Source organism: Paenarthrobacter sp. NPDC018779 (assembly GCF_044391085.1).
Classification (GTDB): domain Bacteria; phylum Actinomycetota; class Actinomycetes; order Actinomycetales; family Micrococcaceae; genus Arthrobacter.
On record NZ_JBIRZS010000022.1, the window covers coordinates 1 to 21,738 of the forward strand.

Annotated in this window: 22 protein-coding genes; 11 read left to right on the top strand and 11 right to left on the bottom strand. The window is 63.6% G+C overall.

All coding sequences use genetic code 11. The features are described 5' to 3' along the window. Positions 1-423 (top strand): IS30 family transposase (locus ACH488_RS18100; RefSeq protein ID WP_397325932.1); only part of this gene is annotated, 423 nt, incomplete at its 5' end. Between the two features lie 65 nt (positions 424-488). Here ACH488_RS18100 and ACH488_RS18105 read toward each other — a convergent pair. The 7 genes from ACH488_RS18105 to ACH488_RS18135 all read right to left on the bottom strand — a co-directional run bounded on the left by ACH488_RS18105 (position 489) and on the right by ACH488_RS18135 (position 6,064). Then, positions 489-1,187 carry a FadR/GntR family transcriptional regulator gene (locus tag ACH488_RS18105; protein WP_397325933.1) on the bottom strand — a complete coding sequence of 233 codons (699 nt, stop codon included), beginning with the start codon at positions 1,185-1,187 and terminating at the stop codon, positions 489-491. A gap of 10 nt (positions 1,188-1,197) precedes the next feature. Further along, complete coding sequence (locus tag ACH488_RS18110; RefSeq protein ID WP_397325935.1) at positions 1,198-2,325, bottom strand: mandelate racemase/muconate lactonizing enzyme family protein; 1,128 nt, start codon at positions 2,323-2,325, stop codon at positions 1,198-1,200. A 137-nt stretch (positions 2,326-2,462) separates the two neighbouring features. Continuing rightward, the gene (locus ACH488_RS18115) at positions 2,463-3,185 is read right to left on the bottom strand and encodes a hypothetical protein (RefSeq protein WP_397325936.1); all 723 of its coding nucleotides are present in this window, start codon (positions 3,183-3,185) and stop codon (positions 2,463-2,465) included. Between the two features lie 207 nt (positions 3,186-3,392). After that, complete coding sequence (locus ACH488_RS18120) at positions 3,393-4,283, bottom strand: EamA family transporter (RefSeq protein WP_397325937.1); 891 nt, start codon at positions 4,281-4,283, stop codon at positions 3,393-3,395. Further along, positions 4,276-4,881 (bottom strand): helix-turn-helix domain-containing protein, encoded by a 606-nt coding sequence (locus ACH488_RS18125; RefSeq protein WP_397325938.1) that lies wholly within the window; start codon positions 4,879-4,881, stop codon positions 4,276-4,278. Before ACH488_RS18125 ends, ACH488_RS18120 begins: the two co-directional genes overlap by 8 nt. 37 nt (positions 4,882-4,918) lie before the next feature. Further along, entirely contained in the window at positions 4,919-5,341 is a 423-nt protein-coding gene (arr, locus tag ACH488_RS18130; RefSeq protein ID WP_397325939.1) for an NAD(+)--rifampin ADP-ribosyltransferase, read from the bottom strand. Positions 5,342-5,359: 18 nt separating this feature from the next. After that, entirely contained in the window at positions 5,360-6,064 is a 705-nt protein-coding gene (locus ACH488_RS18135; RefSeq protein WP_397325940.1) for a TetR/AcrR family transcriptional regulator, read from the bottom strand. 107 nt (positions 6,065-6,171) lie between these two features. Between ACH488_RS18135 and ACH488_RS18140 the strand changes: the two genes are divergently transcribed. The 3 genes from ACH488_RS18140 (at position 6,172) to ACH488_RS18150 (ending at position 10,040) form a co-directional block, all read left to right on the top strand. Further along, the gene (locus ACH488_RS18140) at positions 6,172-7,545 is read left to right on the top strand and encodes a flavin monoamine oxidase family protein (RefSeq protein WP_397325941.1); all 1,374 of its coding nucleotides are present in this window, start codon (positions 6,172-6,174) and stop codon (positions 7,543-7,545) included. A gap of 84 nt (positions 7,546-7,629) precedes the next feature. Then, the gene (locus ACH488_RS18145) at positions 7,630-8,493 is read left to right on the top strand and encodes a universal stress protein (RefSeq protein ID WP_397325942.1); all 864 of its coding nucleotides are present in this window, start codon (positions 7,630-7,632) and stop codon (positions 8,491-8,493) included. 26 nt (positions 8,494-8,519) lie between these two features. After that, on the top strand, positions 8,520-10,040 hold the full coding sequence (locus tag ACH488_RS18150) for an APC family permease (protein ID WP_397325943.1): 1,521 nt from the start codon (positions 8,520-8,522) through the stop codon (positions 10,038-10,040). A 61-nt stretch (positions 10,041-10,101) separates the two neighbouring features. Here ACH488_RS18150 and ACH488_RS18155 read toward each other — a convergent pair whose 3' ends face one another. After that, the gene (locus tag ACH488_RS18155; RefSeq protein ID WP_397325944.1) at positions 10,102-10,641 is read right to left on the bottom strand and encodes a hypothetical protein; all 540 of its coding nucleotides are present in this window, start codon (positions 10,639-10,641) and stop codon (positions 10,102-10,104) included. Positions 10,642-11,167: 526 nt separating this feature from the next. On the opposite strand from ACH488_RS18155, the gene ACH488_RS18160 reads away from it, so the two are divergent. Continuing rightward, entirely contained in the window at positions 11,168-11,548 is a 381-nt protein-coding gene (locus ACH488_RS18160) for a VOC family protein (protein ID WP_397325945.1), read from the top strand. A gap of 47 nt (positions 11,549-11,595) precedes the next feature. On the opposite strand, the gene ACH488_RS18165 is transcribed toward ACH488_RS18160, so the two are convergent. Beyond that, positions 11,596-12,042 carry a DUF5997 family protein gene (locus ACH488_RS18165; RefSeq protein WP_397325946.1) on the bottom strand — a complete coding sequence of 149 codons (447 nt, stop codon included), beginning with the start codon at positions 12,040-12,042 and terminating at the stop codon, positions 11,596-11,598. Positions 12,043-12,076: 34 nt separating this feature from the next. Here ACH488_RS18165 and ACH488_RS18170 point away from each other — a divergent pair, with 34 nt between their 5' ends. Continuing rightward, positions 12,077-12,796 (top strand): LysR family transcriptional regulator substrate-binding protein, encoded by a 720-nt coding sequence (locus ACH488_RS18170; protein WP_397325947.1) that lies wholly within the window; start codon positions 12,077-12,079, stop codon positions 12,794-12,796. 1 nt (position 12,797) lies between these two features. Here the strand turns inward: ACH488_RS18170 and ACH488_RS18175 are convergent, their stop codons facing one another. Next, the gene (locus ACH488_RS18175) at positions 12,798-13,496 is read right to left on the bottom strand and encodes a GntR family transcriptional regulator (protein ID WP_397325948.1); all 699 of its coding nucleotides are present in this window, start codon (positions 13,494-13,496) and stop codon (positions 12,798-12,800) included. 109 nt (positions 13,497-13,605) lie between these two features. Here ACH488_RS18175 and ACH488_RS18180 point away from each other — a divergent pair, with 109 nt between their 5' ends. Genes ACH488_RS18180 through ACH488_RS18195 form a run of 4 tightly spaced genes read left to right on the top strand, consistent with a single transcriptional unit; the run spans position 13,606 to position 19,184 of the window. Beyond that, positions 13,606-14,364: a LamB/YcsF family protein gene (locus ACH488_RS18180; RefSeq protein ID WP_397325949.1), complete on the top strand. Its 759-nt coding sequence runs from the start codon at positions 13,606-13,608 to the stop codon at positions 14,362-14,364. A 43-nt stretch (positions 14,365-14,407) separates the two neighbouring features. Further along, positions 14,408-15,745, top strand: coding sequence for an MFS transporter (locus ACH488_RS18185; protein WP_397325950.1), 1,338 nt, complete (start codon positions 14,408-14,410; stop codon positions 15,743-15,745). A gap of 18 nt (positions 15,746-15,763) precedes the next feature. Further along, positions 15,764-17,413, top strand: a complete 1,650-nt coding sequence (locus tag ACH488_RS18190; RefSeq protein ID WP_397326014.1) for a 5-oxoprolinase/urea amidolyase family protein — start codon at positions 15,764-15,766, stop codon at positions 17,411-17,413. 7 nt (positions 17,414-17,420) lie between these two features. Next, on the top strand, positions 17,421-19,184 hold the full coding sequence (locus ACH488_RS18195; RefSeq protein WP_397326015.1) for an acetyl/propionyl/methylcrotonyl-CoA carboxylase subunit alpha: 1,764 nt from the start codon (positions 17,421-17,423) through the stop codon (positions 19,182-19,184). Positions 19,185-19,245: 61 nt separating this feature from the next. On the opposite strand, the gene ACH488_RS18200 is transcribed toward ACH488_RS18195, so the two are convergent. Continuing rightward, complete coding sequence (locus ACH488_RS18200) at positions 19,246-20,499, bottom strand: FAD-binding protein (RefSeq protein ID WP_397325951.1); 1,254 nt, start codon at positions 20,497-20,499, stop codon at positions 19,246-19,248. Positions 20,500-20,627: 128 nt separating this feature from the next. On the opposite strand from ACH488_RS18200, the gene ACH488_RS18205 reads away from it, so the two are divergent. Continuing rightward, positions 20,628-21,632 carry a LacI family DNA-binding transcriptional regulator gene (locus ACH488_RS18205; protein WP_397325952.1) on the top strand — a complete coding sequence of 335 codons (1,005 nt, stop codon included), beginning with the start codon at positions 20,628-20,630 and terminating at the stop codon, positions 21,630-21,632. The last annotated feature ends 106 nt before the right edge of the window (positions 21,633-21,738 follow it).

A 21,738-nucleotide genomic window follows, 5' to 3' on the forward strand; every position in this document is an offset into this window, starting at 1 on the left:
AAAACCGCCATCGGCACTGTTGTGGAAAGCACTACCGGGTTCGTGATGCTCGTCCACGTACCCGCAGATCAGAACCGTGCCGAGTCCGTCCGGGACGGACTGATCAGCAAAATGAGCGCCCTCCCCGACGAGCTGAGGCTCTCACTGACCTGGGACCAAGGGACCGAGATGAGCAAGCACAAGGAAGTGAAGATCGCAGCCGATATCGACATCTACTTCTGCGATCCCCACTCACCCTGGCAACGCGGCTCGAACGAGAACACCAACGGACTCCTGCGCCAATACTTCCCCAAAGGCACAGACCTGAGCATCTACAGCCAAACAGACCTCGACTACGTCGCCCACGAACTCAACGACAGACCCCGCCAACGATTCGACTTCTGCACCCCAAATGAGATGATCAGAACCTTCCTGTTGCGATAACCGCTAGAAACCGCCCGCTGAAAACGCGCACTATTGCGATCCAGTTGGGGGAGTGGGCCGGGAGGTCAGCCGCGCGCGGAAGCCTTGAACCGGCGTCGTGAGTTGCTCAGGTGGAGGCGCATCGCTGCGGCGGCAGCGACGGGATCTGCATCGGCGATGGCATGGTAGATGGAGGAGTGCTCGTGGACCACCTGGGCGAAGCGCTCCGGGGAGTCGGGCTCGTCGCTGGAGACCAAGCGCGGGCGGGGCATGGTGATCATGGTTTGGCCGAGCGCGGAGATGCAGTCCGTATAAAAGGGATTGCCGGAAGCTGCAGCGATTGCCCGATGGAATTCAAAATCGGCCTTCATGGCGTGGGCAGGGTGGCCGGAACTCGCAGTGAACTGTTCCAAGGCTCCCTGGACCGCCTTCAATTGGCGTTCCGAGTGATTCTGCGCGGCCAGTGCTGCGGCCTCCGTTTCCACACCGATGCGGAAATCCAGCATCTGCAGGCGGTCCTCCAGGCTGGACACCTGGCGAGTTCCGGGCGCATGGACGGGCCCGTCGTCGGGCGGGGTCAGCGCAAAGCTGCCCCGCCCGCGTTCGGTCTCGACGAGGCCCTCGGCCTGCAAGCGCGTCAGGGCGGAGCGGACCACTGTCCGGCTCACCCCGTATTCGCTGATGAGGGTGTTTTCGCTGGGGAGCTTTTCACCTGGCTGGATGGCGCCGTCCACAATGCGGTTGCGGAGATCGGCGGCGAGGTCCGTGGTCAGGTTGCGGCTCATGGGTTCAAGATTACGCGCCGAATTCCACGGATTCGGTGGTCCAGGCGCGTGCCTGCTCGCTCAAGGTGACGCCGAGCCCCGGGCGGTCTGGCACGATCATGCGGCCGCCCTTGGTTTCCAGCCGCTCCTCGAAGAGGGGATCGAGCCAGTCGAAGTGTTCAACCCATGGTTCGTACGGGTAGGCCGCGGCGAGGTGGAGGTGGATTTCCATGGCGAAGTGCGGAGCCAGGCCCAGGCCGCGTTCATCAGCGAGGGCGGCGAGGCGTAGGAACTGGGTGATGCCGCCGACGCGAGGGGCGTCCGGCTGAATGATGTCGCAGCTGTTCGCGCTGATAAGGCCCTTGTGCTCGGCGACGGAGGCGAGCATTTCACCGGTGGCGATGGGGGTGTCCAGGACCTGTGCGAGGTGTGCGTGGCCTTCGAAATCGTAGGCATCCAGCGGTTCCTCGATCCAGATGAGGTTGAACTCCTCCAACTGGCGGCCCATGCGCAGAGCGGTGGCACGGTCCCACTGCTGGTTGGCGTCCACCATGAGGGGCACGTCCCAGCCGATGTGCTCGCGGATCCCGGCAACTCGGCGGAGGTCCTCCTTGGAATCGGGCAGACCCACCTTGATCTTGATGCCGCCGATGCCTTCTTCGATGGATTGCGTGGCCCGGGCTTTGACTTCGTCCAGGGTGGCGTTGAGGAAGCCGCCCGAGGTGTTGTAGGTCTGTACGGAGTCGCGGTAGGAGCCCAGGAGTTTGGCGAGGGGGAGTCCGGCGCGCTTGGCTTTGAGGTCGTAGAGCGCGATGTCGATGGCGGCCAGTGCCTGCGTTGCCACGCCGGACCGCCCAACCGAGGCTCCGGCCCAGAGGAGCTTGGTGTAGATCTTGCCGATGTCATTGGGGTCCTCGCCGATGATGCCCTCCGCAACTTCCTTGGCGTGGGCGTACTGAGCCGGGCCGCCTGCGCGTTTGGAATAGCTGAAACCGACGCCGCTGTGGCCCTGTTCCGTGGTGATCTCGGCGAACAGGAACACCACTTCGGTCATGGGCTTCTGCCTGCCGGTGAAGACTTTGGCGTCGCTGATGGGAACGGTGAGGGGCAATCGGGCTGTGGACAGTTTGACGTGCCGGATGAGGTCTACGGTGCTCAAGGGGTCTCCTAAGTCGTTTTACTTAGGATACAAGTTAGCTACTTGTGCTACAAGAGGAGGCTTCTTGTTGGGCCTGTCCCCGGAACAAACAAAAGGCCGCGACCCGGCGAAGGTCGCGGCCCCTGTATGGAGGACTGCTACTTGATCAGCGCTGCGGCCTGTTCCATGAGGTCGCTGGCCGTGGCAACACCGCTCGCTTCGGCGCCCTTGCCGGAAGCCGTAGCCGAGATCAGTACCCCGTCCTTTATGGCGTAGGCCATGTACGTGGTCTGCGTCGATCCGCTGGCTGAGGACATTTCGGTCTTGTAAGCCACAGTTCCGGGAACCGCGCTGATGCCGTCGAACTTTTCAGTCGAGACATTCATCGATTGACCGGCCATGGAGAGGGTCATTTTCGCGCACTTTTGGGCCTGTGCGCCGCTCTGGTCGATGCTGTCCTGGAGTTTCTGCTTATCGAGTCCGGACGTCAGGGTCACCATGGTCATGACCCCCGATTCAGCATCCAGATCTGCCCCGGCAGCGGTGGTTGAACCGGCCAATGTCGTATTGCCGCCCAGCGTCGCGAGGTCCTTGCACTCGGCAGGTTCGATCGTGAACATGCTCAGGAGGGCCTTGATGGGATTCTCCTGCGCGAGTTCCTCGCTGGACGCTACCGTCAATTCCTTGCCGGACTTGGGCTTGATCTGCTTGACCAGTCCAACGAGTTCCTCGTTGGTGTACTGCTTGGCAACTGTGCGCGTAGGCGTCGCCGTGGCCTCCGGCGAAGCGGCGTCCGTGGACCCCGTGGACCCACCGCAAGCGGTCACTGCCATCATGACCAAGGCCGAAATTCCGACACTCTGCAGCGCAAACTTCTTCATTTCCAAATCCCCCATTGGGTCTTGCATTTACTGCCAGGCGATTCCCAGCTGAGATAAGACTATCCGTTCCCCCAAGCCGTTAGGCTTGCCACCATGGCGTTTGGGGGAGCGCGCAGTCAGGGAACTGCGCTTTGGGTGGCGCGGTTCTGGTCGCAGCGTTGAGGAGGCCGATCGGTGTCAGAACCGTTCCGGCCCGTCAGGAGGGTTCTAAGAAGGCGTAGCGGGAACATCGGTGGTAACCGTGGCGTCCGGGCTGCGGCGACCACCCTGCTGGGCCGCGGTCCCCGCCAGCACAACCAACGCGATCCCCAGCAACTGCATGACTGTGGGCGCCTGGGCCAGCACCAGCAATCCGATCAACACTCCGAAGGCCGGCTCGATCGACAACAGCGTGCCGAAGGCCGTGTGGGTCATCCGCCGCAGCGCAAGCATCTCCAGGCCGAAGGCAATCACGGGCGTGACCAGGGCGATGCCGGCCGCCGCGGGGAGGACCCACCATTCGAAATGGTGCCCAAGGACTTGCGGCAGGCCCACGGGCAGGGTGGCCAGGGCTGCGACGGGAATGGTGAGCGACAAGCCGCTAATGCCGGCAAAGCGGTCGCCAACGTGTTGTGTCAGGACGTTGTACAAGCCCCAGCAGACGCCGGCGGCCAAGGCAAAACCAACGCCGGCAAAGTCGATCGAGGCCGCCCACGGCTCCGTGAGCAGCACTACGCCGATGAGGGCGAGGAATGGCCACACCAGCGCCCTGCGGTTCCGGCTCATCAGCCCGGCCACGGTGAGGGGTCCAAGGAACTCAATCGCGACGGCGGTCCCCAGCGGGATGCGTTCGACGGCGGCGAGGAAAAGCGTGGTCATGAATCCCGTCACCACGCCGAGCGCGATCAACGCCGGCAAATCGCGTCGGCGCAGGGAACGGATGGCCGGACGGCTGATGATCCACAAGAACACCACCCCAAAGCACATGCGCAGCCAAGCTGTTCCTGCGGGTCCAACCTGGCCGATGACCGCAACAGAGAGTGCGTTGGAAAACTGAATGGCCAACATTGCCGCAACTGCCAAGGACCAGGGCGGAGCCACGGTGAGCGTCTTACGCATGCGGACCCTCCGTTCGGTGACCCGCCCCAACGCCCGGCTCGTAGACGGCGAGTGAGAACCGGGTGGGTTCACCGGTGGGGTTTCCATAGGAATGGGCCACATCACTGCGGAAGGTGAGTGCGTCCCCGGCTTGGAGCTCATGGCTTTCGGTTTCGATGTCCACCGTGAGGGAGCCCTCCTGGACCTGCAACAGCTCACGCGTACCGGCTGCGTGGGCTTCGCTTTCGTGTCGCTCGCCCGGGGCCAATGTCCAATCCCAAAGCTCGACGACGTCCGGAGACTCGGTGCCCGCCACCAGTACGCCGCGCCCGCCGGAAGGTCCGGTCCACAGCTCGGCACCTTCGCCTGCCCGGGTGATTTTCGGCGCGCGTGGAGCGGGAGGCTCCACCAGTGCAGGCAGGCCCACGCCCAAGGCATCGCTGAGTCTCAGCAGGGTTCCGATGCTCGGATTCACCCCACCCTGCTCTACGTTCACGAGCATTCGCCGGCTTACGCCAGCGGCCTCCGCAAGACGGTCGAGGGTCCAGCCCAGGCCATTTCGCTCTTGCCTGACACGGACCCCAATGGCGCGCGCCAGTGCTTCTGCTCCATCATCCACGTAGTGCATCATACTGCACTTGTTTGGCACTAGGTTGCTAGTTGATGATTTCCCCACCCTCGTCACCCAAGAGCACCGCCAGCCGTTCCCGCCACATCTGCAGTGCTTCGGGGGTGAGCCGTGTCCAGTCGTGGATTTCCGCAACAACCTTGAGCGGAGAGTTGCTCCGGTAAGAACGGGTTGGGTTTCCGGGGAACTTCTTGTCCGTAACGTTCGGATCATTCTCGAACGGTCCGGTCGGTTCCACGAGGTAGACGTGCGGCACGCCGGGTCCCGAGGCCAGTTCGACGGCGATCTCCGCCGCCAGTCCGGCACCGTCACGCAAGGCGGTGAAATAGATGTGGTTCATCACGACGTCGGGACGGTAGTTGGAGCGGTAGCCCGCCGAAAGGATGTCGCCCGCCTTAAGTTCGGCTTTCGTGCCGTGATAGAACGGACCCTCGTCCAGCGTTTCAGTCATAAATCCAGCCTAGGCAGACTACGCGCGCAGCGCCCCAAAACCCGCAATCAATGCTTCGAGGCCCAGGCTGAACGCAACATCCGTGGGCCGCTTGTGCCCTTCCAAGGCCAGTCGGTCCACGGCGGAGGTGAAGTTCGGGACCTGGTCGGCGAGATTGCCGGCGTCGAAAATGTCTTCCGGTGCGGTGACATCGTAGGCGGCGCCGAACACAAAGGCTTCCAGGGCCACGATCGCGGAGATGATCCGTTCCTCGGGGAAGCCTGCATCGCGGAAGCCCGCGGTCACGGCCTCGTACATGGCCAGCGTCTTAGGTGCATTCGCTACGGGAAGCACGGCAATGACAGGAATCAGGGGAGTGTGCTCGGAGAATACGTCCCGGTAGGACCATGCCCAGCGCCGGACCGCGACGTCCCACGGTTCCACGCCAAAAGCTGACACGTCCACCATTGCGGCCAAGTGGTCTTCAAGCAGCACCAACACGTCGTCCTTGGAGGAGACGTGGTTGTACAGCGCTGAAGGGGCCACTCCCAAAGATCGGGCCAACGCCGCCATGGTGAGCCCGTCGTAACCCTTGCTGCTGATCAACCCGAGTGCCGCCGTCGTGATTCCGTCCTGGTCCAGGACTGCCGCGGTTGGTCGCCCGGCACGCCGCCTTGAGGTGGCGGAGGGGGCTGGTGAGGGTGCGGGCATCGGAAGCCTTTCTGCTGCCTGTGTCCCCAGCATTATTCCATCGGGTCTTCACAGCCGCTGACTTTCGGGCTACTCTGGATATAAATGAATGACATTCATTTATTGGTCAGCCACCAACGGACGGCCACGGAGAGGACATCATGCAGAATCTTGATCGCGACGTTGTGATCGTCGGTGCCGGGCCGTCAGGGTTGACGGCGGCACGCGAACTGAAGAAGGCCGGACTCAGCGTCGCAGTGCTTGAAGCGCGCGACCGCGTGGGCGGCCGCACCTGGACCGACACCATCGACGGCGCCATGCTGGAGATCGGCGGCCAGTGGGTTTCCCCGGACCAGACCGCCCTCATGGCGCTGCTGGACGAGCTCGGCCTGAAAATGTACTCGCGCTACCGCGAAGGCGAGTCCGTCTACATCGGCGCAGACGGCAAGCCCACCCGCTACACCGGCGATACCTTCCCCGTCAGCGAAACCACCAAGGCCGAAATGGACAAGCTTGTAGCCATCCTTGACGGGCTCGCTGCGGAAATCGGCCCCACTGAACCCTGGGCACACCCCAAGGCCCGCGAGCTGGACACCATTTCCTTCCACCACTGGCTCCGCCAGAACTCGCACGATGAAGAAGCCTGCAACAACATTGGCCTGTTCATCGCCGGCGGCATGCTGACCAAGCCCGCCCACGCGTTCTCCGCCCTGCAGGCGGTCCTGATGGCGGCTTCGGCCGGCTCCTTCACGCACCTCACGGACGAGGACTTCATCCTGGACAAGCGCGTGATCGGCGGTATGCAGCAGGTCTCGCTGCTCCAGGCAGCTGAGCTGGGCTCCGACGTCGTCCTCAACAGCCCGGTGCGCACCATCAACTGGGAAGGCAACAACGTAACCGTTGTTTCCGACGGTGCAACCGTAAAATCCCGCTATGTGATCATGGCCGTTCCGCCGAACCTGTACTCGCGCGTGTCCTTCAACCCGCCGCTGCCGCGCCGCCAGCACCAGATGCACCAGCACCAGTCGCTGGGCCTGGTGATCAAGGTGCACGCCGTCTACGAGACACCGTTCTGGCGTGAAGAGGGACTCTCCGGCACGGGCTTCGGCGCCGGTGCGCTGGTCCAGGAGGTCTACGACAACACCAACCACGGAGACTCCCGCGGCACGCTGGTGGGCTTCGTGTCCGATGAAAAGGCCGACGCCGTGTTCGAGCTCAGCGCCGAAGACCGCAAGAAGGCCATCCTTGAATCCATCGCCGGTTTCCTGGGCGACAAGGCCCTGACTCCCGAGGTGTACTACGAGTCCGATTGGGGCTCCGAGGAATGGACCCGCGGCGCCTACGCCTCCAGCTACGACCTTGGCGGCCTGCACCGTTACGGCAAGGACCAGCACGCGAACGTCGGCCCCATCTACTGGTCCTCGTCCGACCTTGCCGCCGAGGGGTACCAGCACGTCGATGGCGCAGTCCGCATGGGCCAGGCAACCGCCGCGCGCATCGTCGAGGCCAACAAGCTGGCTTCGGTAGCCGTCTAGCCGCAGAATCAAGCAACCGGCAGTCCGGGGGAAGTGCCGTCCCCGGACTGCCGGCAGCACTGTTTAAGTATCGAAAGGGCAACCATGCGCTACGTCGTCGGTTACACCGCCAACGCGAGGGGTCGTGACGCCGTCCACCTCGCCATTGCGTTGGCCCGCGGCCAGGACGCCAGCCTGGATCTGGTCCTGGTGGTCCCGGAGGATTCCCCGTTCAACGCGGTCTACCCACCGGAGCCCGGTTACGATTCGATCCTCAACGAGCAGGCAAAGCAGTGGCTCGACGAAGGCCTGGCCTTGGTTCCGGACGACGTCACTGCCCGGGCGCACATTCGCCGGGGCGATTCAGAGGCACAGGCGCTGATCGATGCGGCCTTGGAATTCGACGCCGTCGCGCTGGTAATCGGTGCTACCAACAATGGGCTTTTCAAGCGCTTCACCATCGGCTCGGTAGCGAGTTCGCTGCTGCATTCCGCGCCGCTTCCCGTTGCGTTGGCGCCGCACGGCTACAACCGAACGGACCGCATCACGCGTATCAGCTGTGGTTTCGGCACCCGGCCGGGCGCGGACGAACTGCTCGACGTCGCCGTAGAGTCCGCGGGGGACCGTCACCTTCCGCTGCGGCTCGTCTCCCTGTTGGCGCTCGACGGCGGTAACTCGCCAGGGCTCGCCGACGCCGCCTGGGTGCATGCCGCCGACCGTCTTGCCGCCGTCGGGGGTTCCGCCTCTGATTCCGGGACCGAGCCCGAAATCGTCGTCGCACAAGGCCGCACCATCGAAGAAGCGGTGGACCGGCTCGAGTGGGAAGACGGCGAAATCCTCCTCATCGGCTCCAGCCGCTTGGCGCAACACCGCGCCACCTTCCTGGGCACCACCGCAAACCGCATCCTGCGTGCCCTGCCAGTACCAATGATCGTGGTTCCCCGCGACTACACGCGACAGCGCTCCTAGCGCCCGCCGCCTGAGAGGCAATTCCCATGTCAACTGCACCAAAGACGGTCCAGTCGAAAGATTCGGCCCTGAGTGAGAAGGGCCTGAAAGCCGGATCGGTGGGCCTCATCGGCGCCGTCGTGATTGGCGTTTCCTGCATCGCACCCGCGTACACCCTGACCGCAGCACTCGGCCCGACGGTCTCGGAAGTGGGCGTCCACCTGCCTGCGATCTTCCTGGTGGGCTTCATTCCGATGCTGCTCGTGGCGCTCGGCTACCGCGAACTCAACAACGCCATGCCCGACGCCGGTACCTCCTTTACGTGGGCCACTCGCGCCTTTGGTCCGTGGATCGGTTGGATGGGTGGCTGGGGGCTCATCGCGGCCACGATCATTGTGCTGTCCAACCTCGCCGCGGTGGCTGTGGACTTCTTCTACCTGATGCTGGGCCAGGTGTTCAGCAACCCGTCACTGGCTGAGCTGAGCAAGATCCTTCCTTTGAACATCGCCACGACGCTGGTGTTCATCGCGGCGGCCTGCTGGATTTCCTATCGCGGCATGGAAACCACCAAGGGCGTGCAGTATGTGCTGGTGGCGTTCCAACTGCTGGTACTCGGCTGGTTTGCGATCTCGGCCTTCGCGCACGTTGCCAACGGTACGGCCTTCGATGCCACCGCCGTTTCGCCAGACTGGTTCAACCCGTTCGCCGTGGACTCCTTCACCACTTTCACGGCAGGTGTTTCCCTCTCGATCTTCATCTACTGGGGCTGGGACGTGACCCTGACCATGAATGAAGAAACGAAGAATCCGGAGAAGACCCCCGGCCGCGCAGCGACCGTGACCGTGCTGGTCATCGTGATCATCTACATGACCGTTGCCCTGGCCACGCTTTCGTTCGCGGGCGTTGGCGATACCGGTCTTGGTGCAGGAAATCCGGAGAATCAGTCGAGCATTTTCGCCGTGCTGGCCGGTCCCGTGATGGGGCCATTCGCCATTTTGATGTCTTTGGCGATCCTGAGCAGTTCGGCGGCATCGCTGCAGTCGACGTTCGTATCTCCCGCCCGGACGCTGTTGGCGATGGGCCACTACAAGGCCATTTCGCCTCGTTTCGGCCGGATCAGCCCCACCTTCAAGTCGCCCAGCACCGCCACGATTGCCGCGGCCATTGCAGCTGCGGGCTTCTACGTGATCACCCGGACCGTCTCTGAGAACGCCCTCTGGGACACCATCACGGCCTTGGGCATGATGATCTGCTTCTACTACGGCATCACTGCGCTGGCCTGCGTTTGGTACTTCCGGGCTTCTGCCTTTGCCGGTGTCCGCTCCTTCTTCTTCAAGTTCCTGGCCCCTCTGCTGGGCGGCGTGATCCTGTTGGTCATGTTCGTGAAGACCGCCGTTGATTCTCTTGATCCGGCCTACGGATCGGGCTCCTCCATTGGCGGAATCGGCCTGGTGTTCATCCTGGGCATGGGCGTGATCCTGCTGGGTGTTGTGGTCATGCTGGTGATGTACCGGGTGCGTCCCGAGTTCTTCAGGAACTTCTCCCGCACCGGCGCTTCCCGAAGCTAGATGCTGCGTTGTGGGGCCCGCTCTGCGCCTTAAAACCACGCGATGGGGCGCAGAGCGGGCCTCACAGTGTGGCTTGGGGGACGCCGGCGGCGCGCTCGGCTTCAGTGAGGGCTTGGGCAAGGCGCTCGACGGCGGCACTGTAGTCGGTGCCAGCGGTCACCTTGCAATATTCCGCTTCGCGCATGGCTTTGGTGAGGGTAGCGGTTTCTGTTACCCGCACGTCCGTCATGGCGGGGTAGTCGATGGTCTGGCCGGGGTCCAATTCGTACTTTCGCCATTGGGCCAGGATCACTTCGTGGTGTGCCGCATCATCGGCAAAACCTGCGCGGCGCCACGGCTCTGCAGCGTGCACACGCTCAAGTTTCCGGGCGACCGCCAAGGTTCCTGCCGCCGTCGTTCCTGCCAACGCGACCATCACGAGTCCGGCGGGAGGCCACTGAAGTGCCGGGACCAGGATGGCGGGCGCGATCACCGCGAGTCCGGCAAACAGGTCCCAAAAGATCGTGTCCGGCTCAGGTCCGCGACCGTGCGTGAGCTTGCGATGCAGGACGAACGTCGTGGCCGCCGTCGCGAGGACCAGCGCCAAACCCCACATGAGCATCGGACTACCTCCCGGACGCAAAAGGCTGTGTTTTCAGTATGCGTTCCGGCGGGGAGTTTGGGTACAGGGCGATTTCAACATCGCGAACTGGCATTTCAGATAGGGTAGCCAACTCTCGGTACACTCGAATCAGCGGGCAAGAGCCTGCTGCTTCGTTAAGAACGAAGGACCCGACTGCAATCGGGTCCTGGTTCAGCGCGAAGCGCTCTTTGGTGCGATGACAAGGGGTATATCCTTGCAAACCACACCACAAGGGTATGCCCCTGCGCGCATTCTGTGCAAGCAGGCTGTGCGGTCGCACCCTGTCCTGTGGGAGGGGGTGCACCATGTCTCGACGACAGCAACGTCCCGAGCCTTGGGGCCGCCTGAACCTGCTGGTCAACATCGCACGCTTTGCGTGGGACGTTGTCCGCACGTTCTGGCGCATGGAACCCTAACGGGTTGGCGACGGCTGCGGGATTCTTCCGTGGCCGTCGCCGCATGCGCGCACGTTTTGGCTGTCGGTGCTGCGGCGTAGCCTAGGGCCATGAGACTGAAAATGTGCAGCATCCACGTCAAAGACCCAGCTACGGCCCACACGTTCTACACCGAGACGCTCGGTTTCGACACCCTCATGGCCATGCCCGAGGCGAACCTGTTCATCATCAAGGACCCGGGTGCGGGAGACAGCGTTCCAGGCTTGCTGCTGGAACCCAGCGATAACCCCATCGGTGCCAATTACATGAATGCTGTGTACGAAGCCGGGATGCCGGCCGTTGTCCTCGGTGTGCCGGACGTGCGGGCCGAGTATGAGCGTCTTCTGGCCGCCGGCGTGACCTTCAAGGGCGAACCTGCGGAGGATCCGTCGGGTGTCACTGCCGTTTTCGACGACGGCTGTGGCAACTTTGTGATGCTCCACCAAGACTAGCTAAACAGCTGTGGCCGTGACGTTTCCGCCCCGGCCACAGCTTTTGTTTAGGAGTTGCGCTTGGTTCCCTTGGGAGCTTCGCGCTTGGCAGCGGCGTTCTCCCTGGCTTCCTTGGTGGCAGCCTTCTTGCGGGCCTCTTCCTTAACCCGCAAGGTCTCGGCGCGCACAGCAGCGTGGGTGGCGCGCTCAACCACCAACCACTGAGGGGGAGTTTGCAGCAGCTCGGCGATTTCCGCCGTCGTGAGTGGCTCGGTGACGCCACCGCGGGTGAGGCCGCTGATGGAGATGTTGAGTTTCTGGGCCACAACCGGCCGCGGGTGGGGGCCGTTGCGGCGCAGTTCGGCGAGCCACTCGGGCGGGTTGGCCTGGAGCTCGGCGTATTGGTCGCGCGTGACGGGTGAGTCCTGGAACTCCTGCGGTGCAGCGGGCAAGTAGATACCGAGTTTCTTGGCAGCTGTTGCCGGCTTCATGGTCTGGGAGTTCTTGGGAGTCATGCTTCAAGGGTATCCGGCCCGGTACTGTGAGTGTGTGTCAGACGCTGAAGAGTCCCCCGAAACACCCGAGCTCCGCTTCGCCTACGTGGCGGGCGTTACGCCCGGAAAGTGGATCCGTCGGTGGGAAGAGCGGATGCCGGATGTTCCGTTGCACGCTTTCATGTCCGACGACGAATCGCAGCTTTCGGTGCTGCGTGACGGCTCCGCGGACCTTAGTTTTGTGCGGTTGCCCGTGGATCGCGACGGCTTGCACGTCATCCCGCTGTACGAGGAACAGCAGGCCGTGGTGGCGCCGAAAGGGCACGAGATCTCGGTCTTCGAAGACTTGGCTTTCGAGGATGTGTCCGAGGAAAACTTCCTGGATGTCGCCGAAATGGGTGGCCCGGACATGGCACTGCAGGTGGTGGCGTCCGGAGCAGGCTTGGTCATCATGCCGATGCCTGTTGCCCGTCACCTGAACAACAAGCAGACAGTGAGCCGGAGACTGTCCGGTGTTCCCGGTACGCAGATCGGCCTCGCGTGGCTTGCGGGCAATGACAGCCCCGTGATCGAGGAATTCATTGGGATCGTGCGCGGCCGGACCGCGCAGAGTTCGCGGCAGCCGTCGGCGCAGCAAGAGAAACCCAAAAAGGCTCCAAAGCCCGATCGGCGGGGGACTTCGTCCGCGGGAAAGAAGCCCGCAGTTTCGCAGCGCTACGCGCCCAATCCGGACAAGGGTCGAGGCCGTGGGTCCCGCAAGAAGGGGAAGCGCTGACCTACTCGCCGTGGATGGCAGCCTGTTGCTGCTCTGAGCGATTGAGGTAGGCCAAGAGGAGATCCCCGGCCTTGTCCAACTCACCATTCTCCAGGGCGGCACAAATCTGCTCGTTCTCAGAGAGCCAGTCGACGTAGAAGTGCGCGTTGACCGTGGCCTTGTGGAAGTAGAGGCGCATCTCGGCGAGCACCTGCTTCATGATCGAATTCAGCCTGTTGCTCTCAGCCAAGGCGACGATTGAGCCGTGGAAGTGCTGGTTGGCACTGCCCAGACCGTCGTTGTCATTGGCGGCTGCGGCCTTCTTCCCCTCCTCGACGGCGGCCCTGACGGCGGCAATGCGCTCCGGTGAGCCTCCCGCGCGGATCGAACTGACCTCAATGGCGCGCCGCACGGTGTAAACATCGTGGATGTCGCCGGCTTCCAGCGTTGCTACGTAAACGCCGCGATTGGGCTGGCGGACCAGGAGCCGCTCACTGGCCAGCTCAGCGAAAGCCTCGCGGACCGTGTTGCGGGAGACGCCCAGATCCTCAGCGATGGTGGCCTCGGTGAGTTTGGCCCCGGGAACAAGGAATCCTTCGGCCAGTTGGTAGCGGAGCTCTTCGGCCACACGCTCTGCCACGGAGGGAACACGCATGCGCACGCGTGCGCGGGCGGTGTCGAAGCCAGCATGTTCGCTTGATTGCTGCTCTGCACTGGCCATGACTCCAAAATTACACGATTGCCGAAAACTAGGATCGCTGGATTGTTGAACAATCCCACAACTTGGTGCATCCTTGATGTAACGCACATCACGAGGCAGGGATCACAGCATGGCAATCATTGACCTGAACAGCGACGTCGGAGAGTCTTTCGGCCGCTGGACCCTGGGCGACGATGCCGCCATGTTCGAGTCGGTGTCCAGTGCCAACGTTGCCTGCGGATTCCACGCCGGCGACCCCAGCGTTATCCGTGCCACCAGCGAGAAGGCGGCGAAGGCCGGCGTCGTTATCGGCGCACATGTCGGGTACCGCGACCTTGCCGGGTTTGGACGCCGCTTCCTGGACATCGACCCCAAGGAACTTGCGGACGATGTGGTTTACCAGATCGGCGCCCTCCAGGCCCTGGCGGCCGTATCCGGTGCCCGGATGCAGTACGTGAAGCCGCACGGCGGGCTCTACAACGCGATCGTGAAGCACACGGCACAGGCCAAGGCAGTGGTGGAAGCGGTGAAGTCGGTTGACCCCAACCTTCCGATCCTTGGACTCCCCGGCTCGGAGGTCCTGCGCTTGGCTGAAGAGGCCGGCCTGCGGGCGGTTTCCGAAGCCTTCGCTGACCGCGCCTACAACCCCGACGGCACCCTCGTTTCCCGTTCCCAGCCCGGTGCCGTTCTTCACGATCCCGCCGACGTTGCCCAGCATGTCCTGCGCATGGCAACGGAACAAACCGTCAAGGCAATTGACGGTTCCACTTTCACCATCCGCGCAGAAAGCATCTGCGTGCACGGAGATTCACCGGGTGCCGTCGCCATGGCAACCGCAGTGAAGTCCGCCCTCACCGATGCCGGTGTCACCATCGGCTCGTTCATCTAGCCAACAGGCCAAGCAGTACCCCTCATCCCCTCCGGAGGAAACCATGACCAGCACCAACAAGGCAGCAAAGGCCGTGACAAGGAAGCCACCGGCCGGCGCCCTCAAGGCATATATCGCCAGCCTCACCGGAACGTCGCTTGAGTACTACGACTTTGCGATCTACTCCGTGGCATCGGCACTCGTGTTCCCGAAGATCTTCTTTCCCTCGAACGACGAATTTGTCGCCCTCCTGCTGTCCTTCTCGGCGTTCGCAGTCGGGTACTTGGCCCGTCCCATCGGCGGAGTGATCTTCGGCCGATTGGGCGACAAGATCGGGCGCAAGTATGTTCTTGTCTTCACGCTGGTCTTGATTGGCGTCGCTACGGTACTCATCGGTGCACTGCCTGACTATTCCGTGATTGGTGTCGCCGCGCCCACCATCCTGGTCCTCCTGCGGCTGGCCCAGGGCATCGGCGTGGGTGGCGAGTGGGGCGGCGCAGTGCTGCTGTCCAGCGAATTCGGCGACCCCAACAAGCGCGGCTTCTGGTCCTCTGCTGCACAGATCGGCCCACCCGCCGGCAACCTCATGGCCAACGGAGTCCTCGCGGTCCTGGCTGCTTCTCTAAGCGAAGAGGCCTTCCTGTCCTGGGGCTGGCGCGTAGCGTTCCTGGCCTCGGCACTCCTGGTGGTCTTCGGCCTGCTGATCCGGCTGAAGCTCGAAGAAACCCCCGTGTTCAAAGCCATCCAGGCCCACGGCGAACGTCCCAAGGCCCCCATCAAGGAAGTCTTCACGCAGCAGCCCAAGGCCCTGGTGTCGGCCGCCCTGTCCCGGGTTTGCCCGGACGTCCTCTACGCCCTGTTCACGGTCTTCGTAGCTGTCTACGCCACCAAGGAACTGGGCATGACCACGGGCAACGTCCTGGCCGCAATCCTCATCGGCTCCGCCTTCCAGCTGTTCCTTATTCCGGCGGCAGGCGCACTCACTGACCGCATCAACCGCCGCCTGGTCTATGGCGTAACGGCCGCGGCGACTGCCATCTTCATCCCAATCTTCTTCCTCATGATCCAGGGCAAGTCCGTGGTGATGCTGACCATTGGTGTCGTGATCGGCCTGGCACTCCATGCCTTCATGTATGGCCCGCAAGCTGCGTTCATCACCGAACAGTTCCCGGCCCGGCTCCGCTACGCAGGCAGCTCCCTGGCCTACACCTTGGCGGGTGTGATCGGCGGTGCTGTGGCCCCTATTATCTTCACGGCTCTCTACGGTGCAGCCAACCACGGCTGGTACCTCATCGCCGGCTACCTCCTCCTTGCCGCCATCGTCACCATCGTGGGCATGCTCATGGGGCGCGACCCGAAGCCGGAAGAAGAAGCCCATCTCCTGGAGGGTTCGCATGCCTGAATGGCTGCGAAGTGAATGATGGATACCGTGATGGAAACCGCAACCACCAAGAAGGTCCGCTCCGTGAGGCCCGTGGGCACGCGGGCAGTCCTCGCCGAATTGGACGGACTCCCGGATGTCCTCGCCCTGCAGGCCATGCTCAACAAGTCTCCGCTTCCGGGGCAGGTTGACGTGCTGGCCGCCGCTGAGACGGTCATGGTGGTGGGCGAATCAGCTTCGGCCACCCGGGCCATTGGACAGCGACTGCTGGAACTGGAGCTCACCACACCGGAGGATACGGATTCCCGGCTGGTGGTCATCGAGACCGTTTACGACGGCGAAGACCTCGCCGATGTTGCGGAACTCACCGGCCTGAGCGTGGACGGCGTGATTGCTTCCCACACCGGCCAGATCTGGACCGTAGCCTTTGCCGGCTTCGCCCCCGGTTTCGGCTACATGGTCGGTGAAAACCAGTCGTTGACCGTTCCTCGCCGGGCCTCACCACGTACTGCCGTCCCCGCCGGTTCCGTGGCCTTGGGCGGGCAGTACTCGGCCGTCTATCCGCGACGTTCCCCTGGCGGCTGGCAGCTGATCGGCCGCACAGGTGCCCGGATGTGGGATTTGGACCGGACCCAGCCGGCGCTGGTTCGGCCTGGCGACAGGGTCCAATACCGTGCTGTCCGTGAAGTGGTCACCGCTTCCTCGCATGACTCCGAGTCCGACGCTGAGCACCACGCGGCTGCCGGTCTGAGGATCCTCAGCCCAGGAGCGCAGAGCCTCATTGAGGACCTCGGCCGCCGCGGCTACGGCCCTCTGGGTGTGTCCGCCGCCGGTGCCCTGGATCGCGCATCCCTCCGCCGCGCCAACCGCTTGGTGGGGAACGCGTCCACGTCCGCTGCCATCGAATCCGTCGGAGGTGGACTCACAGTTGAGGCCGTCGGCGACCAGGTGATTGCCGTGACAGGTGCGCCTGCAACGCTGACTGTCCAGTCGCTGTCGTGGGTTGATGCAGAGGGGCCCGACGACGGCGAGCAGCAAGGTGCGACGCGTTCGGTTCCCATGGCCACGCCTTTCGCGCTGCTCGACGGTGAAGTCCTGACCCTCGGTGCCCCCGAGGCTGGATTCAGGAACTATCTGGCCATCCGTGGCGGGATCGATGCGCCCCTTGTTCTGGGCAGCCGATCAGCGGACACCATGTCCGGCATTGGGCCTGCACCCCTGATGCCCCAGCGACTACTGTCTGTGGGATCGGAGACGGTGTCCACTGCAGTCGGGAGCCCCGAGCTCCAGCCTGATTTCCCCGGCCAAGGTGTCACAGTCCTGGACATTGTTCCCGGTCCGCGCGCTGATTGGTTCGATCAGGATGCCCTCGACTCCCTGACCGGCCAGGAATGGGTGGTCACGCCACAGTCAAACCGGGTAGGGATGCGGCTTGAGGGCACACCACTCGAACGGAACCGCGAAGGCGAGCTCCCCAGCGAGGGCACCATGGCGGGCGCACTGCAGATTCCGCCCGCGGGCCTGCCGGTCCTGTTCCTCGCCGACCACCCGATCACCGGTGGGTACCCCGTGATCGGCGTAGTGCGCGACGAGCACTTGGACCTTGCCGCACAGGTCCCCATCGGCGGACGGATCCGCTTCCGCTTCGTCTCCGATTCCCCAGACTTCACCCCGATCCCAGAAAAGTGAGTACTTGATGCGCAAGGTCCTGATTGCGAACCGAGGCGAGATCGCCGTCCGTGTAGCCCGAGCCTGCGATGATGCCGGAATCTCCTCGGTAGCCGTTTACGCAGACATCGACGCGGACGCCATGCACGTGGCAGTTGCCGACGAAGCCTTCAGCCTGGGTGGAAACAGCCCGGCTGACACCTACTTGAACATCGACAAGCTGCTCGACGTCGCTTCCCGGTCCGGCGCGGATGCCGTCCACCCGGGATACGGATTCCTTTCCGAGAATGCGGACTTCGCCCAGGCCGTTCTCGACGCCGGACTGGAGTGGATCGGTCCGTCGCCGGAGTCGATCCGTCAGTTGGGCAACAAAATCACCGCTCGTGAGATCGCCGTGCGGGCAGGTGCCCCACTCGTGGCCGGCAGTGACGGACCCGTGGAGTCTTCGGTCGAAGCCCGGTCTTTCGCCGAGGAGCACGGGCTGCCCATCGCCATCAAAGCGGCCTTCGGCGGCGGCGGACGCGGCCTCAAGGTAGTCCGTGAACTGGCCGAAGTCGAGGAAGCTTTCGACTCCGCAGTCCGCGAAGCCGTGGTGGCCTTCGGGCGGGGAGAGTGCTTTGTTGAGCAGTACCTGGACCGTCCCCGTCACGTGGAAGCCCAGGTCATTGCGGACAAGCAGGGCAACGTCATTGTGGTTGCAACCCGGGACTGCTCGTTGCAGCGCCGCCACCAGAAACTTGTAGAGGAAGCCCCTGCACCGTTCCTCAGCGAACTCCAACGGCAGCAGATCTACGACGGTGCCAAGGCGATTGTTCGCGAGGCCGGGTACTACGGAGCGGGCACTGTGGAATTCCTTGTCTCGGCCAGCGGGGCCGTGGCCTTCCTTGAGGTGAACACCAGGCTGCAGGTGGAACACCCCATCACCGAGGAAACGGCCGGTGTGGATCTTGTGCAGGAGCAGTTCCGGATCGCCGCCGGGCTGCCCCTGAGCATCACCGAGGATCCCGTGGCCCGTGGACACTCGTTCGAGTTCCGCATCAACGCCGAGGACGTTGGCCGTGGCTTCCTGCCGTCACCGGGCACGGTTTCCTCGCTGGTGGCCCCCACCGGTCCGGGCATCCGCTTGGATTCGGGTGTCCGCGCAGGCTCCATCGTGGCTCCGCAGTTCGACTCCCTGCTCGCCAAGTTGATCGTGACCGGGGCGGACCGCCAGCAGGCACTGCGTCGAGCGCGCCGGGCCCTGGCGGAGATGAACGTTACCGGGCTGGCCACGGTGCTGCCGTTCCACCGGGCGGTCCTGGAATCGGAGGACTTCACGTCTTCGGAGGGGCTGCGCATTCATACTCGCTGGATCGAGACGGACTTCGCGGACCAGATCCCAGTTGACCCGGATTACAGCGCCGTAGCTGCAGGAGGCGAACGGCGGACCATCACTGTGGACGTTGATGGCAAGCGGCTGGCTGTGGGTCTTCCGGCTGATCTGCTGGACGGCTGGGCACGGTCGGGGCAAGGGCTGCCTCCTGTGGCCGGGCTGGCCGATGCGCCGGGTTCTGTTGTGGACGGTGTGACGTCCCCGGCCGAGTCAGCCCTGGTTGCGGCTATGTCCGGCACCGTGGTCAAGTGGCTCGTCGAACCCGGAGCCGAGGTGGCAGCCGGGGACCCGTTGGTGGTGCTCGAAGCCATGAAGATGGAAACCCAGGTCCCTGCGCACCGGGCGGGAAAGCTCACGGAAGTGCTGTCAGCACCCGGAGGAGTGGTTACCACCGGCGCAGTCTTGGCCCACATCGAGTAGCTGGTCAACGTAATCCCGCGGGGTGCCGAGCAGCGCAAGGCGACGGGACCTCCGTCGTGCGTTAATTGCCTGCCGGGGCGGGCACCCCGAGGACGCTTTCCAACAGCCCGTTCCGGAACTTGCCGGCGGGGTCGTTGGCGTGGACGAGTGCCCGGAAGTCCTCGAAACGCGGGTAGAGGGCGGCGAAGTTGTACAAGCCCGGCGTGAAAAGTTTGCCCCAGTGCGGCCGCGATCCGAAGGGTGCCAACGCCGTCTCGAGTTCGGGCAGCACGGCCTCCACCTCGGCCTGGAGCGGCTTCCAGGTGAAGTGGAGCGCGACGCTTTGCTGCCGGTAGAAGGGGCTGAGCCAGAACTCGTCGGCGGCAATGGTGCGGATTTCCGAGATGAAGAGCAGGGGTGCCAGTTTGTCAGCCAGGGCCCTCACAGCGGTGAGCGCAGCGGGGGCGTCGCTCAGCGGAAGGATGAACTCGCTCTGTAACTCTTCGCCGTTGCTCGGGGTGAACTCGTGCCGGAAATGGGGGAGCCGGTCCAACCATTTGCCAGGCTCATTCAGTTGGACGGTGCAGTTCTCGGCCGACATCCCCGGAAGCGGGTGCAGTGCCGTTGAGGCCGCCGTCCCTCCAAAGAGGTCCGGCAGTGCGGGCTCTGAGTCCAAAGCCTTGAGCCACACTTGGGGGATCGCATCACCGGTGTAGTCGGTGAAGAAACTGACGCTGTAGGCGCTGGATGCAATCTGCCTGAAGTTCGAGAGCGCAGTGTCCCAAGGCAGACCAGTGAGGACCCGCTGCCGCATGTCGTAGCTCGGACGGACGGACAATTCCAGTCCCGTCACTACGCCGAAGGCGCCGAGTCCCACCACGCTGGCGAGGAATTCGTCGTCGTCCTGGGTGAGTATCGCCAACTCTCCGGAGGGGCGCACCAATTCCACACCTACGACGGCGGCAGCCAAGGAGGGATTGTTGACTCCGCTGCCGTGCGTTCCCGTCTGAATAGCACCCGCGACGGAGATGTGCGGCAGCGAGGCGAGGTTGTGGATGGCGTAGCCGTGCTCTTCCAGGGCCCTGCACAGGGCACCGTAGCTGATGCCGGCGCTCACCTTCACGGTGGTCTTGTCTGCTGAAAGGACGATGTCCTGGGGGAGGGCGTCCAGCAGGATGTGGGTGCCGTCCGTATCGGCAACGCGGTTGAACGAGTGACGCGAGCCAAGCGCCTTGATCCTGGACGCGCCGGCCACCAGTTGCTGGACCTCCTGGACGGAGGTGGGGTGGTAGACATTCTCGGAGGAGTACTCGAGGTTCCCTGCCCAGTTCTTCATCGACTGATCTTCCCATGTGTGGATTTGGCCTGTTTTGATTGTTAGCGCTCACAACATCGTGCGTCAAGGGACGTCCACGCTGGGACGGATAGAGTTCAAGAAATTCGTCCGTTGATCAGGAGCAGCACGTGAGCAAGGCATCCAAGCCCACCATCCGGGATGTGGCCACTGCCGCGAACGTTTCCTTGACCACGGTCTCCTACGTCCTTTCCGGCCGGCACGGCGGAACCACCCGGATCAGCCAGCCCACGCAAGAGCGGGTCCTCGCTGCGGTCAAGGATTTGGGCTACGTTCCCAACCAAGCTGCCCGTGGAATGCGCCGCGGAAAGACGGACGTAGTGGCTGTGGCTATTGGAAACCTTGACTGGCCGTGGGACCGGGCCCTTGCCACCGCTGCTGCGAGGATCCTCCCGGATCACGGTTTCCAGCCCGTGATCCTGCTCGGTGATGATTGGCGGAAGTTCGTCATGTCAGGCGGCGCCGACGGTGTCATCATCGGCTTCTTCCCGGAATCCACGGAAGAGGATACAGCCCTCAGCGAGCTGGCCCGCCGCGGTGTGGCTCAAGTGGTGATCTCCGGAACCCTGAAGCCGGATGGATTCGACGTCCTCGCACCCGAACAGGATGCCGGCCTGCACGAATGCATGGAGTTCCTGACTGCAGAACACCGCCGGATAGCCTGCATCCGTCGGGCTGGACCTGACGGCCGCCCCAAGAGCCGCTTCGCCGCGTATGCTGCCGGACTGGCAAAGGCCGGGATTCCGCTGGACGAGTCCTTGGTGCGGACATCGCAGCACCGGCCGCCGATTGCCTACCAATCCGCGCTCGAGTTGCTCCAGCTACCGGACCGGCCCACGGCCATTTTCTGCACTGACGACATGGAAGCCCTGCAGGCCATTCGCGCGGCCTACCGGCTGGGGCTCAGGGTTCCTGAGGACGTCCAGGTTGTTGGAGTGGGCAATTCAACTGAGGGCCAGGACTTCGATCCACCCCTCACCACCGTTGGTCCGGATCCGATCTTCGAACAGGTTGTGCGCATGCTGCTGGACCGTTTGGCCGGAAAAGCCCCTGCAGAGGGTGTCCGCGTGGCGAGTCCTTGGAAACTGCACCGTCGCGGCACCACGCTTGCCTAACCCCCTGCTGCCGCACTTGGATAGCACTTTGCCTGCCGTGCTGGGGAACCTGTACGTCGCGCGGCCGTGGCACTGCCCGCTCCGCTGGGGAGCCTGTACCGCCACC